Genomic DNA, 15,949 nt, shown 5'->3' on the forward strand with positions numbered 1-15,949 from the left:
GCTTTTTCGTAACTGGTTTGTGAAAATTTTACAATTTATTTACATTTCATTATTGTATAATTTTGAATGACTTTACGACTTATTAGGTCATGGATTGAGATGACTGTTTATAACAAATTAAAAATTGCCATTTTCACCATTATGTCTTCGCCTTCTATTTATGCGATTACATTAGACCCTATACAAATTCAGTCCGCACCTGGCGATTTGTTATATGCCGAAATGAATTTCCAACAAGCTGACCCCAACGCTACCCTACAAGTCAGTCTAGCGACTCCTGAAGATTTAAGCGCTTTAGGCGTAACTCATCAGCCGCCCGGAAATCTTAATTTTTATACACGCCAAAACGGTCAAGGCTCAGGGGTTATTGTGATTACCTCATCTCGCCCTGTGATTGATCCTGAACTAAATATTGTAGTAAAAATTAGTGAAGGTTCTGCCACACGTTTGCAGCATATCAAAACCGTAATTAAGCCTTCTTCTATAAAAAAGACTGAAAATAACGAAAGTACTTTGTCACCTCAGTTTATTGTCAATGAAAAAGACATTGCTCTAAATCTGCCAGAAAGTACTCGATATGCGTCACCAACTTTGGCCTCAACTCCAACTGATTCGAATAGTGAACATAGCCTTAATATTAACTCTGGAACTGCTCCAGCTGTAAATACAAATTCATCCAATACACTTAGTGCAAATTCTTCTACTCAACTTGCTCAACAAGTTACAACAGCTACTACTCTAGATCAGACAGAAATTAAACCAACCAGCGCTAAGACAGCTACAAATAATTCACCAAAAACTCCGGTCAAAAATCTAACAGCACAAAAGAAATCTGTACCTCAAAAAGCGTTTAACCAAAATCCTGCGAAGAAACAATCGTTAAGTTCCTACAAAGGACCAGCATCATCAGGTAAATATGTGGTACAGCGAAATGAGTCTTTATGGAGCATTGCTAATCGTATTGCCGCGAAAACAAAACAACCTGTTGCGAAAGTCATGCATGATATTCAAACACAAAACCGACATGCTTTTATTCAAGGTGATGTAAATCGTTTGCGTCAGGGAATCGCACTTAACCTAGCTCACTCTCCTGCAGCTAAACCTCAGCAAAACAAGTCAAAAACAGATATCGCACATACTGCAAAATCAACTTCTGGCAAAGCAAAATACCGTTTACAGCAAGCCGAAATGAGTATTGTGGCTGAAAACAGTCAAAATTCTACGCATGGAAGTGCTAAAAAGAGCACACAACAAAGTCAAAACAATACTGAGTTAGCAGTAAAAGTTATGACAACAAGAGAAAAAACCGTTACATTACAAAGGAATGTAACCAAACTAAATCAAACTTTACGTTTAAAAGACCAACGTATTCAACTTCTGAATGCACGTTTGGCAGAGTTACAACAGCAGTTAAAAGCACAGCAACAGACTCATAAGCAAAAGCATTAAGTTAAAACCAGAGTCAGCTCGCTTTATATTGCAAATATTTATTTTTTAAGGGGAAAGTAATGTTATATGTGATTCCATTCATCATATTGCTCGTGGTCGCTGTCATTTTAAAAAAACGCGAAAATAGCCAAAAGCAAGAGTCGAATTCCCCTAAAACAATAAATAGAAAAACCAATAAAAAAGCGAACTCTAAATCAAGTAAAAACTCGCGTGAAAAAACTAAAGTAAATGTAGTTGAAGAATCTATTCCCTCTACCCCACAAAGCAGTCCTGTTCCAGACGCTGTTCGTCAGAAGATTCAGCTACTTATTCAAGAAAGACAATTCTCAGCCGCTGAAGCTCAAGTCAATCAGGCGCTAAAGAAAGATAATACGCAACATGAACTTTATTTATTGCTACTTGAGATTCATATTGCACAAAAAGATGAGTTTGCAATAACTCAACTGATTAGCCATATTCGTAGCTTAGCGCTCAATGAAATAGCCATTCAAGCAGAAGCCAGACAAAAAGAATATGAGTCATCAAGACAACCAGATGCGATCGATTTTCCTCAAGCTCAAACATACCAAGAGCCAAAAAATACATCTGATGCAACAGCTCAGTTTGACCAATTAACAACAAGTTCTTCTGAAACTTCTTTTGATGAATTGCAGCAAGACTATACGCCTGTAAAGCAAGAACCTGCTGTTGAAGTTGAACCTTTAGAGTTTAACTTTTCATTTGAGCAAACCACGACTACCGAAAGTACCAGCCAACCAACACAGAAATCAGAGTTATCGCCATCTCAAGAAACAAATGAGCTAGCTGACCTAGAGTTTTCTTTTGACTTGGCACCTCTGCATGAATCTGAGGAAAAAAACCAGACAGTAGCGGCACCAGCAGCTCAAGAGAACACCAATGCTTTGGATTTTAATCTTGAATTAACCCATGAAAATCCAGAAGTAAAACCTAATGAACAGATCTCATCATTAGATGAGCTTCAACTCTTAGAACAAGTTCCATTAGACTCGAATTCAATAGCACCTTTTGAGTTTTCGCTAGACGAGCCTGCATTAGTTACAGCACCAGAGATTGAAACTCAAAACCTTGTAGACCTAGTAGGCGAAGAAACTACCCCAGATCAAACTAAAGATCCCCTTGTAGAAGCTTTTCCAGAATTAAAACAGTTAGATGAAAATGAACTTGATCTAAAACTAGCTGAGCAATACATCAAGTTAGGAGCCTACCCAGCAGCTCAAGCCTTATTGGCAAGCAATGAGCAAAAATTCAACACAGAACAACAACAACGCGCGAAAAACTTACTTAATCGCATAGCTTCTTAGAACTGTTCGATTTACCATAAGCAGTCAGAGATGACTGCTTTTTTATGCCTGCAAAAATATGAAAAAAATAGCCTTATTTTATATGGGTGGTACTTTTGGTTGCATTGGTGAACCTCTAGCTCCTATGCCTTATGAGCAATTCTTACCTCAACTTGAAAAAGTGATTCCCCCACACTTAACAGTTGACTGCTTTGCTGCACCCAATATTGTTGATAGCAGTGCATGCACGGCACCTGACTGGTTACGCCTGATTCAACGTATACAACAACTACAACTTGAAGGTTATCAGCATTTCGTTGTTATTCATGGTACAGACACGCTCAGTTATGCGGCTGCGACCCTAGCCCGCTTTTTAGGCCAAAGCTGTCATATTGTGATCACCGGTAGCCAATACCCGTTACTCAATATTCAAGGCGATAACACCCGTGAATTTACTGATGCAATTGAGAACTTATATCTAGCATTAGAACAAGTGATTGCTTTACCTGTAGGTGCTTATCTCGCATTCCACCATCAAGTGTTCCATGCTCAAACTGCATTAAAAACGCATACGACTGAACTCGATGCATTTTCAGGGTTAAGTAGTGAAGCTGAGTTTACGCCTCAGCAAAATGAATTGATCGTACAAGATACCCAAATTGAACGAGCTGCTTCCTTCCAGATTTTAAACTGGATGATGCAACCCATTGCAACACAGCACTTAGTACAACAATTACGTCACTTACTTTCAGCCCCACCACACTTTTTAGTGTTACAAGGTTTTGGTACTGGCAATATTGCAGTAAACCAAGAATTACTCGCAACATTAGATGAACTTTACGCACGTGGCTGTGTTCCAATTCTTACCACTCAGGTGACATTCGGTGGTATTGATCAACGTTATGCGATTAGTGCCTGGACCAAAACTGCAAAAATTGTCATCAGTGATGCTCATAGCCATGCAGATCTCTATGCAAAAGCCCTTCAAATCTATTTAAAATACCCAACCCCAGAACAATGGCTCAGCCATTGGAATGAAAATTAGCATTAAATAGAGGTGAAGCTATGCAACGTTATGCAGTCGGTATTGAATTTAGCGGAGTTCAATACCGAGGTTGGCAAACACAACAGCCAGGCGTTGCCAGCGTTCAGGAAACGATCGAGCGTGTACTGAGTAAAATTGCAGATGAGCCCATTGCACTTCACGGTGCGGGTCGTACTGATGCGGGAGTACATGCAACGAATATGGTGGCGCACTTTGACACGAACGCTATTCGTCCAGAAACGGGGTGGTTAAGAGGGGCAAATAGTCAACTACCTAAAGATATTTCAATTCAGTGGATTAAACTGATGGATGAAAATTTTCATGCCCGCTTTAAAGCGACTGCTCGACGTTACCGCTATATCATCTATAACGCACCGCATCGCCCAGCACTATTACACAAGCAAGTTACGCACATTTACCAAAAGCTAGACGTGCAAAAGATGATTAAAGCTGCTAGTAAATTTGAAGGAACGCATAACTTTGAAACTTTCCGCGCAGCAGCATGCCAATCAAACCAGCCTGTTCGACATGTAAAACATTGCCGTTTATTTGAACATGGACGCTATTTAGTTTTAGATATTCAAGCAGATGGTTTTTTACACCATATGGTACGTAATATTGTCGGTTGCTTACTCGAAATTGGTCAAGGTATGTATGAAATTGATCATATCGATGCAATGTTTGCAGCGCAGGATCGTAAGGCAGCTGGGGTAACCGCCCCACCCGATGGCCTTTATTTTATTCAGTGTAATTATCCTGAACAGTTTGATTTGCCGCAGCCACCACTTGGGCCACATTGGCTGAACTTACCAGATTAAAATATTTAAAACTCAGTATCAAAATTAAGCATTAAATAAGATACGCGACAAAGTCATACGCAACCTGCCCTAAATATATAATTATATGTTTTTGCGATGCATTAGATATTGATAATTATCTAACAGGTTTTGCGTATGACAATGGTTTTGGTTACTTTTCCCGAAAGAAAAGTAACTCTAGCTGAAAGCCGATCCAATTATAAAAGCCTCAATGGCACGACTCCGTCATGACATAGAATAAATTAACGGTGCTGCTTACGCTTACGGTATTCCACAGGTGTTTCATTCGTCCAACGCTTAAATGCACGATAGAACGTACTTGGTTCAGAGAAGCCAGTTAAATACACAATACGTTCAACACTCTCATTGGTATTTGCCAGAAGCTTTTTAGCCAAACGACAACGATAGTCAGAAAGTATTTGTTGAAAACTGGTATTTGCCTCACTGAGCTGAGTACGTAAACGACGCGGCGTAATATTCAACTGAGCAGCAACCGTCTCTAAAGTTGTTTCTCCACTTTCAAGTGTCGAACCAATCGCACGACGAACCTCACCCACTAAATCATAACGGGCGAGTTCTTGTAACTTTTCAATCGCTAATTGTTCATGCAATTGAAGTAACTCAGGCTCTGCCTGCCAAAGCTGAAAATCTAAAATAGCTGGGTCAAAATATAAACGTGTCTCTTTCTGACCTAAGCTAACTGGGCAGCCAAATACACGGAAATATTCATCCTCAGAAGCTCCTTCGCTAAAATTAAAATCGATGAAGATAGGATGAAATTGTCCTTCAGTAATGAACTTAAAAAATCTAAGCACGCCCGAAATCGCACATTCAGAGAAATGACGATTGACGAGATTGTCAGCACCAATCTGTTCACCATTAGTTAAATAACAACGTCCTTCTTCAACGACTAGTTTTGCATCAAATGCATCACTAATCAGTCGTTGATAAGCTAAGGCTCGTTTTAAGCCTTCACCAAAGGTTTCACTACTAATAAATAGATGTTCAATCACCTGCCCTCGATACAAAGGCAAATGTTCACCTAAATGCAGACCGATGTCTGGATCTTTACTGACTTCCTGAGCGGCAGTCCAAAAGGCGTACTGTGCACTTAACGGTGTACGTGCATTGGTATCGACCTGATTTAAAGCAACTCCCGCTTTGGTTAATATTTCTTCTGTTGGCAAACCCGCACGACGAATCGCTTGGTAGCCAAAGCGTAATACAACTGATGCATCTGTTAGCTGACCCACGCAGTGCCCTTCCATGTAGATACTTCATTGATATTTAGGGCTGTTGACCTTTATGCAATTAACAGTCCCTAATAACTATGATTTTAGATTAGCGTTGATTGACCAAACTGACAACAGAATTACACTTCTTTTGTGAAAAAAATTACATCTTTTTTTATTAGTCATACTTTAACCAGATGCTTTAGCAGAAGTGTGTCTATCTTGTTTTTTTTAAAAAAATTGACTATAATTTGCGCCTTTCCAATTTGATCATCAGGTAGGCTATGGCCAATAAAGAGGAACTCATTGAGTTCGAAGGCGTTGTCACCGAAACGCTTCCTAATACGATGTTCCGTGTACGTCTTGAAAACGGTCACGAAGTTATTGCACACATTTCTGGTAAAATGCGTAAACACTATATTCGTATTCTTACTGGCGACAGTGTAAAAGTCGAAATGACTCCATATGACTTAACTAAAGGTCGTATTACGTACCGTGCTCGCTAATTAGTGAATGCAAAAAAGCCACTTTATGATGTGGCTTTTTTATTGCGTTATTTATTCACTTAGGCGACTGGTTTTACATCCCACCGTTTGGCATTCACGCAATCTTTCTTGCAGCCAATGGTTTCTTTCTTGCGTTGTCTGTAAACGACATTGCACGTCTACACTATTCCTATTTGAATCTGTACACTCAGCATCACGTTGACGTATCCATGCAAGCTGAGACTTCTTAAGAATATTTTTCTGCGCGGTGTTTAACTTTACTCGCAGTGCTTGATAGTTCTTGTTTAGATCTGCATCAGCACTCGCATAAATTTTATTTGTACAGTAAATATCATCGTAAGTATTGCGGGCACTATCACAGTTATCTGCATAGACTGAAGTCACGCCAAAGCTGCATAGAAATGCAAAAAATATTTTTTTCATCATGTTTTCCTTAAGTTTTTTACAAAATAATTATAAAGCCTTTTGAATATTAGTATGAATCTCTAAATAAACTTATTCTCCATTTATCTTAATCCTCCTTTTTTGCTTTACAAGCTTGTAAATACAACCTATTGTTCTTTAATAATAAATATAATTTCATATAGTGAGAAAAATGAACATATATACCCGCTGCCAAATTGGCTTATTATCTTTCATCATTATTTGTCTTAACGGTTGTGCTAGCCACCCACGTCAATCCGTAGATTTACAGGAATATTTAAAAGGCTTTTTAGGAAAATCATCGGCGACCATTCAACAAGATATCAATCTACGTAGTCTTGGTTTTCAAGTCGCCAATACACCGCAAAAAACACCCAATCAGCTCATCTATACGATTTTGCGTCCTTTAAGCATTCCTATTCCGATGGTGAGTAATGTTGATATGAGAGGAAGCTCTATTCCTGTCCAATCAGGAAATCTGAGCGGCAATTCTTATGATATTAATTTCAATTGCAAAGTGATTTTCCAGCTTAAAAATGACATTGCCGAGTCAATTCAATATGAAGGTAAAGCCTGTTAAAACATAGGCATAAAAAAACGCAGCTCAACGCTGCGTTTTTTTATAATAAGCTTTTAAGCAAGAGCAGCTACAACAGCCTCACCCATTTCAGCCGTACCTACTTTTGTCATACCTTCAGACATAATATCTGCTGTACGCAAACCTTGATCAAGCACTTGACCTACTGCATCTTCAATTGCTTTTGCAGCAGCTTCTTCACGGAATGTGTAGCGAAGCATCATTGCAACTGAAAGAATAGTTGCTAATGGGTTTGCCACATTTTGACCCGCGATATCAGGTGCAGAACCATGGCAAGGCTCATACATACCTTTGCCATTTTCATCTAACGAAGCCGATGGCAACATGCCGATTGAACCTGTAAGCATTGCTGCTTCATCAGATAAGATGTCGCCAAACAAGTTACCCGTTACGATCACGTCAAACTGTTTCGGTGCACGTACAAGTTGCATTGCAGCGTTATCAACATACATATGTGAAAGCTGAATATTTGAATAATTTGCTTGCTGTAAATCAGTAACTGTTTGCTTCCAAAGCTCTGTAACTTCCAAAACGTTAGCTTTATCTACAGAACAAACCTTTCCACCACGTAAGCCTGCAAGTTCAAAAGCTACTTTTGCAATACGCTTAATTTCGCTTTCAGAGTAAACGTCAGTGTTATACCCTTGCTTTTCACCGTTTTCGAGTTCACGGATACCACGTGGCTGACCGAAATAGATACCGCCAGTTAATTCACGAACAATTAAAATATCTAAGCCAGCAACAATTTCAGGCTTCAAACTAGAAGCATCTGCTAATTGCGGATATAAAATCGCTGGGCGCAAGTTAGCAAACAAGTTAAGTTCACTACGAATTTTTAAAAGACCACGTTCAGGGCGAATAGAGCGCTCAATAGTGTCCCATTTTGGTCCGCCTACCGCACCTAATAAAATTGCATCAGCTTTTTTTGCTTGTTCACTTGTTACTGCTGGGTACGGTTCACCATGCGCATCAATTGCCGCGCCGCCTAATAAGCCATGTTCCCAAGTTAACGATAAATTAAATTTTTCATTTACTGTATTTAATACTTTTTCTGCTGCCCCAACAATTTCAGGACCAATACCATCACCAGCTAAAATTAAAATCTGTTTAGACATGAACTTTTTTCCATTTTCCAAAGACAAGCAGTGCTACAACTACCGCGGTGTTAGTTTTTTCTGCTCAAGGAATTCACCTAGTCCTGTTGTAACATCAAATGGTCGACAAAAACGGCGAATGACATGCCCATCTTGTTCTAAATCGACACATAATGGATCTGGTACAGAAACATTCAGCAAACTACCCGAACGGTTAGATTTGTCTCGGTACATTTTAAATGTATAGCGATGGTTAGCATTAAACTGGTGAATCACATGAAATGTTTCTGCACGATCCGGAGAGATCGGATAGAAACGGATCACCACTTCATATTGTTTAGCAGGCACAGATAAATATAAGCTGTTAGTTTGGCTAAGCACTGAACCTTGTAATCTCACAATCCCTTGATGAATTGCCTGATTACTAATTCTTCGTGTTTGCGCATCCACTACAGTAATATCATTTAGTCGTTCAAATTCACAACTCTTCGCGCCCGAACAATATATTGCTGCATTCTGCCCCAAATTTTCTTGTTCAGCCTGCTTAATGCGGACAGTATCCACTACATTGTAAGTGCTTTGACAAGCACTGAGTGTTATTGCGCACAGGCTCAACAAAAAGCTATGAGTAACGTTCCTCTTCATTGTTCAAGCCCAATCCTCATCTAGTGCATAATTCTAAGGTGTTTTTATGCTTTAGCATGTTAGCAAGAGTTTGAACGCTACGCCATGGCTATGTTTAAAATGTACCGAAAGGTTAATTCAACTCTTGGAATACCCAAGGACGAACTTGTTTAGTTTTTTCTTCATAAGCGCGAATTGCGTCCGCATTTTGAAGAGTTAAACCAATATCATCCAATCCATTTAACAAGCAGTGCTTACGAAATGGATCAACTTCAAATTTAAACGCTTCACCTGTTGGCGTACGTACTTCTTGAGCCGCTAAATCAATTGTTAATTGATACCCCTCATTAGCAGCACATTCTTTAAATAACTGCTCAACTGTTTCTTCTGGCAAAATGACAGGTAACATGCCATTTTTGAAACAGTTATTAAAGAAAATATCAGCAAAGCTTGGTGCAATAACAGTGCGGAATCCATATTCATTTAATGCCCAAGGCGCATGCTCACGGCTTGAACCACAACCAAAGTTAGTACGAGCAATTAAAACGGTTGCACCTTGATAGCGAGGCTGATTTAAAACGAAATCCGGATTTTTTGGACGTACCGAGTTATCTTGTCCCGGATAGCCTTCGTCTAAATAACGAAGCTCGTCAAATAAGTTGTCGCCAAAACCAGTGCGCTTAATCGACTTTAAAAACTGTTTTGGAATAATTAAATCTGTATCAACATTGGCACGATCTAATGGTGCAACGATACCTTGTTCAACTGTATAAGCTTTCATGGTTTGCTCCAGACCGAATTAAAATGAACGAACATCAACGAAGTGACCAGCGATTGCAGCCGCTGCCGCCATTGCCGGGCTCACCAAGTGAGTACGACCACCATTGCCTTGACGACCTTCAAAGTTACGATTAGACGTCGAAGCACAGTGTTCACCTGGTTGTAACTTATCAGCATTCATTGCTAAACACATTGAACAACCCGGCTCACGCCATTCAAAGCCAGCTTCCAAGAAGATTTTATCCAAGCCTTCTTTTTCAGCCTGTTGCTTAACTAAACCAGAACCCGGAACAATCATGGCTTGTTTAATGGTAGATGCCACTTTACGACCCTTAACCACCTCAGCAGCAGCACGGATGTCTTCAATACGTGAGTTAGTACAAGAACCAATAAACACACGATCAAGCTGAATATCAGCTAATGCTTGACCTGCATTTAAACCCATATATTGATAAGCACGTGTCCAATCATTACGTTGTACGTCATCTTTCGCTTGTTCTAAAGTTGGCACAGCTTCAGTAACAGGAATAACCATTTCTGGTGAAGTTCCCCAAGATACTTGTGGTTCAATTTCTGCGCCATTTAACTCAACTACAGCATCAAACACAGCATCTTCATCTGAATGCAATGTGTTCCAGTAAGCAACTGCTTGTTCCCATTGCTCGCCTTTTGGTGCGTAGCTACGGCCTTTCACGTATTCAATGGTTTTGTCATCAACAGCCACCATACCGACACGCGCACCTGCTTCAATCGCCATGTTACATACCGTCATACGGCCTTCAATCGACATATCACGGAAAACTTGACCACCGAACTCGATTGCATAACCTGTACCACCAGCAGTACCAATTTTACCGATAATGGCCAACACAACATCTTTTGGTGTTACGCCTTTACCCAATACGCCATCTACACGAACTAACATGTTTTTAGATTTTTTCTGGATCAAACATTGTGTTGCTAACACATGTTCAACTTCAGATGTTCCAATACCATGCGCCAAGCAACCAAAAGCACCGTGAGTTGCTGTATGTGAATCGCCACATACGACCGTCATGCCTGGTAAAGTTAAGCCTTGTTCAGGCCCAACTACATGCACAATCCCCTGACGAATATCATTAATACTAAATTCAACAATATTAAAGGCTTTACAATTGTCATCTAAGGTTTGAACTTGAATACGAGACGTATCATCTTCAATACCAGCGATGCCTTGGTCACGTTCCTTTTTAGATGTTGGAACATTGTGGTCTGGTGTAGCAACGTTTGCACTTAAACGCCATGGTTGACGATCCGCAAGTTGCAACCCTTCAAATGCTTGTGGACTAGTCACTTCATGCAATAAATGACGGTCAATGTATAGTAAACATGAGCCATCATCACGCTGTGAAACAACGTGGTCATCCCACAATTTGTCATATAAAGTTTTGCCTGCCATGTCGTCTTGCTCCATTGGACTGGGTAATTCTGATCTTTATTCGATTATAGCCAGAGTTTCACATAAATCTAATTTATCATTTTTATAAATTAGAAAACTTTTTGGAATAAATTATAACTTCCATAAGGTGCATCAAATTTAATAAATCGTTTTTGCTAATGATTATCATTTGCATAATCAATTTTTAATCTTATACTCTAATGCCTATACTAAAAATATCTAAAGTGGCTAAAGAGAATGATCATGGCTAATATCCAAAAATTCGTTATAAATAATCAACGTACCTTAAAGAAAACCTTAAGCTATTACATTATGCATATTACTGTCGCAATGCTAGTCGCATACTTTGTAACAGGTAATATCTGGATGGCTTTAACATTAAGTATGCTTGAACCAACCGTACAAGCTTTTGCTTTTTTCTTCCATGAAAAAGTTTGGGCTGCTAAAGATCGCCGCATATCAGCCTTAGCTGAAAAAGAAACAACAGCTTAGGCTAAGATTAGTGCGGTAATTCATAACTTTCTCACTCGTTTTGCTGCAAGCATGATACGATTTTGGCTCGGCAACTTTAGCCCCTCGATTTTTCTATTCCAAGTTGAGTTGTATTATGAATCTTGCAGCCTTTGAAGCTTTTGTAAAAGTTATGGAAACAGGGTCTATCTCTGTGGCAGCAGATCAGTTATTTATTACTCAACCTGCCGTTACCAAACGAATTCACAGTTTAGAAGAATATTTTGGCGTAAAACTATTTGAATCTGCAGGCCGAGGTGTTCAGGCAACTCATGCTGCACATTCATTACTTCCTAAAGTTAAAAACTGGTTAAATGAGCTGGGTGATATTCACCATACGCTTAGCCATGAACAAACTCAGGTACAAGGCCGCTTAAAAGTCGGTACGAGTCACCATATTGGTTTACATCATTTACCTGCACCACTTAAGCATTTTGTTCAGCAATTTCCGCAGGTTACCTTAGATGTGCATTTTGTTGATTCAGAGCAAGCCCATGAACAAGTATTAGCTGGTGATCTAGAACTAGCATTTTTAACGCTTCCTCCTTCAGGAGATGAGCGTCTTAACTACATTACAATTTGGAATGATCCTTTAGTTTTTGTTGCTGCCCCTTTTCATCCGCTGGCACAAAAGAAGAATCTTACCTTACAAGATTTAATTGAATATCCAAGCTTATTACCCGCTGCACAAACTTATACTGCTCAAATCACTTTGGCTGAGTTTGAAAAACAAGGCCTTAAACCCAAAATTACCATGAGCAATAACCCTCTTGAGTCTATTCGTATGTTGGTGTCGATTGGTTTGGGTTGGTCAGTTTTACCAAAAACTCTGTTGAATCAGGATATGCAGCAGCTTGATTTAAATGTTGAGATGAATCGTCAATTAGGTATGGTTTGGCATCCTGCACGCACTCAATCTAGAGCCATGCAGGAGTTAATTAAAATGATGCAAGATGCATAAAAGACTCCCATCTAAGCATCTACTCGAATTTAATTTATCCAAGCTTTAAGAGGCTTCGAATTTGTTGCACCATTTGGTTTTCATCAAGCATATGATGTGGAATCGTCATCGTTAATAGCTGATCTGATCGAAAATGGCGGTCTACTTCAAGCATAACGTGAGTTTGATTAGGTTCAGCAACGAAAGAAACTTCAACCTCATTAAATCCGCTAAACATATGTGAAGAGACAAATTCAAGCTCTTGGTAACAACCAATGGTTGATCTAAAATTTCGCGCAGTCAGTTGCCCTTTTTCTACATCTACTGTCGATAAAACAAAGCCACATCGCTGCATGGCCTGTAGAAACATTTGCATGGCTGGAGTTGGCAGAACCTTTAGATAATCACGATCAGTTGCATCTAATCCCCAATCAACATCCATATGGGTTTGAATCCAAACACGTGCACCATTTCTTCGACAAGCAACCTCAGTAATTGGTGTCTCAAATGGTAGTTGAATACTAAAAGGGAAAGAATGTGCTTGATGTGCCGGCAAGAGGAATCGAGAGTTCACTAACCACTCTTGTAAAACTAAAGGTTGGTTAAACTCATGATCACCAGATTCGACTTCTGCCATCGTTACCAATTGCAAATAAAGACCATTAATCTCTTTATCAGATGATCCGCCTTTAAAGCTAATTTCTCCATGCAATGTGCTGCCTGCTTGCAAGCTTGGGTTCTGTAAAACAGTTTCTACCGTCACACCTTGAAGACCCAAACCAGACATAATTTTACTAAACATTTTTTCTCTAACCTTTCGAATTATTTCCTGTCATCTGTAGCAGCATACTTATTATTAAAGTGCATCATCTCCAGCGAGCTGAATCTTACCATCTGCAACTTCATTCATAAATTGGTCATAGTCATTTAGATTACGTTCTGCATATTCTTCTGCATACGTTTGTAATACTTCTACTATCATATTACCTTCGCCAAGATATCCCATAAGTACATCTGCATTTCCAGATTTAGCATGGGCATGAGCTAAGGCTAAACCACAACTTTCGGCATACTCATAGAAATACTCATCATCCATGTCACTAAGATCAACCGAGATTTTCATATCACGTAACTGACGTACATGAAAATGTTGATTTGATATGGAAGAGAACCCAAGAAATATATCACTTGCAGCCTGCATGAGCTGCTGACCATGCACTACACGCTCACCTTCGTGATTTACCTTGTCTACAAATAACGGGCTGAGAATTGATGGATTCGCTTCTTTCATTTGTAAAATTAACGGTTCCCGATCTGCATCCTGAAATAATGCAATCGCTGATCGTGTACCAACACTTCCGACACCCACCACTTTCAAAGCCACATCTGTACGTTGATAACGATCAAAAAGCACTTGGCGATCATATTTCAAAGAATCACGGTATTGTTGAAAAAATACATCAACATCTTTACCAAATGGCTCATCTACATCTGGATGCCATAATAACGGCGCATCATCCACAAAATGACGAAATCCTGTATCTTGATCTTGCTGCGTAAGCTTCGGCAAAACAGAGTACGCCGTTCTTTTCTGTGCTGAATCAAGATGCTTCTCGCGTTTCTTTCTTAGTTTTCGACACTCAGTATTTTCTAATAATGTACTGGCATCAACTTTTTCATACCAAACTTGGAGTGGTGAAAGTTCTGTAATTTCTAATAAGTGCTGACGATAACTATTCAGCATTATTTTAATTGCTTTTAACCCGACTTTCTCTGCAAGATTAATATCACGCGCCCCAATCACAAAACTGGTTGCTAAACGCTTTACATCCCATTCAAACGGGGCAACTAAAGTTTCGTCAAAATCATTAATTCCAAATAACAGGTTACGTTCTGGACTTGCAAAACCACCAAAATTACTTAAATGACAATCCCCACAAATCTGTTGAAATAAGCCTGAATTTGCCTGCTCCCACGCTTGGTCAAATAGCATCAAAGAAGGCATGCCACGATAAAATGTAAATGGAGAAACACTCATCCGTTTTGCACGAATCGGCTTGAGCTTTTCTAAACGTCCTTGGTTACTCCAATCATAGACCGTTAAGGCAGTTGTACCTTTTGGTCGTTCAGAAAGCTTTGATAGCTGTTCACGTGGAACTTTTTTACGTTGAGCCTTACCTAATTTGAAGCCTTGGCTTTTATTTAGTAATTTCCCCTGATAGCTATGACGTGTTAAATCAATACTTTCATCATTCCAAAGTTGTTTTGGTAATTTAATTTGTGCTGTTTTTGACATTATTTCCTCATTTTTAAATTAAAATTTTTTATATTCTGAAATCTTTGCCAAGATAAAATTTATTTTATTAATCATAGCAATATCTTTTTTTAGCTAAGATTTATAAGAAATATTAAAAAATGATTTTAAAAATAATTAAGAGTTGGAAGACCTCAAAACTTTTCAAATTGTTCTTCCAACTCCACAATTTTAAATCGACCAGTCCTGAATGTCCCAGTTATGTTCTTGAGCCAGTTTTTCAAGACGATCATCAGGGTTTACTGCAATTGCATGCGTTGCATATTCAAGTAAAAAACGGTCATTAATTGAATCGGAATACGCCCAAGACTCAGACACGTTACGGCCTTCCAACCATGCATCTAGACGTGCAAGTTTGCCTTTTTGATAACACGCTAAACCAGCAACTTTGCCCGTATATTTTCCGTCAGCCACTTCAGCATTGGTTGCTAAAATTTCGGTAATCCCAAATTCACGAAAAATCGGTGCAGTAATAAAATCACTTGTTGCCGTAATACCCACAATGGTATGGCCTAAATCTTGATGTTTTTTGATTGCGTCAAAACCTTTTGGACGCATTTGCGGACGAATGACTTTTTGCATGAACAATTGGTGGAGCTCAGTTAAGTAGTCATTGTCATGCTGCGTTAAAAATCCAAAAACAAATTCATTATAAGCATATGGGTCAAGTTGGCCTGCTTTGTAATCTTCATAAAATTTATCATTCATCTGACGATGATGAACCGGATCAACCAAACCTTCATTGACTAAAAATTCACCCCAAGAATGGTCTGAATCGGTATTTAACAAGGTATGGTCTAAATCAAACAACGCCAGTTTCATGAAAATTCTCGTTTAAACTGAAATTTAAGAAAAAAAATGTAAATCTATCTCCGCT

The 15,949-nt window shown here is 39.1% G+C and carries 17 protein-coding genes; 8 read left to right on the top strand and 9 right to left on the bottom strand.

Translation table 11 applies throughout. The features are described from left to right. Positions 1-99 precede the first annotated feature (99 nt). The 4 genes from WBW42_RS00925 to truA are packed head-to-tail and all read left to right on the top strand — an operon-like array spanning position 100 to position 4,613. The gene (locus WBW42_RS00925) at positions 100-1,449 is read left to right on the top strand and encodes a type IV pilus assembly protein FimV (RefSeq protein ID WP_032056256.1); all 1,350 of its coding nucleotides are present in this window, start codon (positions 100-102) and stop codon (positions 1,447-1,449) included. A 59-nt stretch (positions 1,450-1,508) separates the two neighbouring features. After that, a complete protein-coding gene (gene fimV / locus WBW42_RS00930; protein WP_032056257.1) occupies positions 1,509-2,771 on the top strand; it encodes a T4P machinery localization factor FimV in 1,263 nt (420 codons plus the stop codon). Positions 2,772-2,829: 58 nt separating this feature from the next. Next, positions 2,830-3,795: an asparaginase gene (locus WBW42_RS00935; RefSeq protein ID WP_019768016.1), complete on the top strand. Its 966-nt coding sequence runs from the start codon at positions 2,830-2,832 to the stop codon at positions 3,793-3,795. Positions 3,796-3,815: 20 nt separating this feature from the next. Continuing rightward, positions 3,816-4,613: a tRNA pseudouridine(38-40) synthase TruA gene (truA, locus tag WBW42_RS00940; RefSeq protein ID WP_017385691.1), complete on the top strand. Its 798-nt coding sequence runs from the start codon at positions 3,816-3,818 to the stop codon at positions 4,611-4,613. A 242-nt stretch (positions 4,614-4,855) separates the two neighbouring features. Here the strand turns inward: truA and WBW42_RS00945 are convergent, their stop codons facing one another. Beyond that, positions 4,856-5,866 (bottom strand): AraC family transcriptional regulator, encoded by a 1,011-nt coding sequence (locus tag WBW42_RS00945; RefSeq protein WP_005066032.1) that lies wholly within the window; start codon positions 5,864-5,866, stop codon positions 4,856-4,858. A gap of 263 nt (positions 5,867-6,129) precedes the next feature. Here WBW42_RS00945 and infA point away from each other — a divergent pair, with 263 nt between their 5' ends. Further along, a complete protein-coding gene (infA, locus tag WBW42_RS00950; RefSeq protein ID WP_001284370.1) occupies positions 6,130-6,351 on the top strand; it encodes a translation initiation factor IF-1 in 222 nt (73 codons plus the stop codon). Between the two features lie 51 nt (positions 6,352-6,402). On the opposite strand, the gene WBW42_RS00955 is transcribed toward infA, so the two are convergent. Beyond that, positions 6,403-6,777, bottom strand: coding sequence for a lysozyme inhibitor LprI family protein (locus WBW42_RS00955; protein ID WP_002114916.1), 375 nt, complete (start codon positions 6,775-6,777; stop codon positions 6,403-6,405). A gap of 169 nt (positions 6,778-6,946) precedes the next feature. On the opposite strand from WBW42_RS00955, the gene WBW42_RS00960 reads away from it, so the two are divergent. Further along, complete coding sequence (locus WBW42_RS00960) at positions 6,947-7,354, top strand: hypothetical protein (RefSeq protein ID WP_005079209.1); 408 nt, start codon at positions 6,947-6,949, stop codon at positions 7,352-7,354. A gap of 53 nt (positions 7,355-7,407) precedes the next feature. On the opposite strand, the gene leuB is transcribed toward WBW42_RS00960, so the two are convergent. The 4 genes from leuB to leuC form a co-directional block, all read right to left on the bottom strand. Next, on the bottom strand, positions 7,408-8,487 hold the full coding sequence (gene leuB / locus WBW42_RS00965; protein WP_002114882.1) for a 3-isopropylmalate dehydrogenase: 1,080 nt from the start codon (positions 8,485-8,487) through the stop codon (positions 7,408-7,410). 39 nt (positions 8,488-8,526) lie between these two features. Beyond that, positions 8,527-9,111 (bottom strand): hypothetical protein, encoded by a 585-nt coding sequence (locus WBW42_RS00970; protein ID WP_005066026.1) that lies wholly within the window; start codon positions 9,109-9,111, stop codon positions 8,527-8,529. Between the two features lie 112 nt (positions 9,112-9,223). Further along, positions 9,224-9,871 carry a 3-isopropylmalate dehydratase small subunit gene (gene leuD, locus WBW42_RS00975; RefSeq protein ID WP_002114814.1) on the bottom strand — a complete coding sequence of 216 codons (648 nt, stop codon included), beginning with the start codon at positions 9,869-9,871 and terminating at the stop codon, positions 9,224-9,226. Between the two features lie 18 nt (positions 9,872-9,889). Further along, on the bottom strand, positions 9,890-11,308 hold the full coding sequence (gene leuC / locus WBW42_RS00980; protein WP_002115007.1) for a 3-isopropylmalate dehydratase large subunit: 1,419 nt from the start codon (positions 11,306-11,308) through the stop codon (positions 9,890-9,892). Positions 11,309-11,545: 237 nt separating this feature from the next. Here leuC and WBW42_RS00985 point away from each other — a divergent pair, with 237 nt between their 5' ends. Then, on the top strand, positions 11,546-11,800 hold the full coding sequence (locus tag WBW42_RS00985) for a DUF2061 domain-containing protein (protein WP_005804193.1): 255 nt from the start codon (positions 11,546-11,548) through the stop codon (positions 11,798-11,800). Between the two features lie 115 nt (positions 11,801-11,915). After that, a complete protein-coding gene (locus WBW42_RS00990; protein ID WP_005066023.1) occupies positions 11,916-12,779 on the top strand; it encodes a LysR family transcriptional regulator in 864 nt (287 codons plus the stop codon). 34 nt (positions 12,780-12,813) lie between these two features. Here the strand turns inward: WBW42_RS00990 and WBW42_RS00995 are convergent, their stop codons facing one another. The 3 genes from WBW42_RS00995 to WBW42_RS01005 all read right to left on the bottom strand — a co-directional run bounded on the left by WBW42_RS00995 (position 12,814) and on the right by WBW42_RS01005 (position 15,894). Continuing rightward, on the bottom strand, positions 12,814-13,560 hold the full coding sequence (locus WBW42_RS00995; protein WP_002115100.1) for a sporulation protein: 747 nt from the start codon (positions 13,558-13,560) through the stop codon (positions 12,814-12,816). Between the two features lie 54 nt (positions 13,561-13,614). Continuing rightward, positions 13,615-15,054: a DUF2252 domain-containing protein gene (locus WBW42_RS01000; RefSeq protein WP_032056259.1), complete on the bottom strand. Its 1,440-nt coding sequence runs from the start codon at positions 15,052-15,054 to the stop codon at positions 13,615-13,617. Positions 15,055-15,243: 189 nt separating this feature from the next. After that, positions 15,244-15,894 (bottom strand): HAD family hydrolase, encoded by a 651-nt coding sequence (locus WBW42_RS01005; protein WP_002115098.1) that lies wholly within the window; start codon positions 15,892-15,894, stop codon positions 15,244-15,246. Between the last annotated feature and the right edge of the window lie 55 nt (positions 15,895-15,949).

It is taken from the genome of Acinetobacter sp. LT1 (assembly GCF_059800965.1).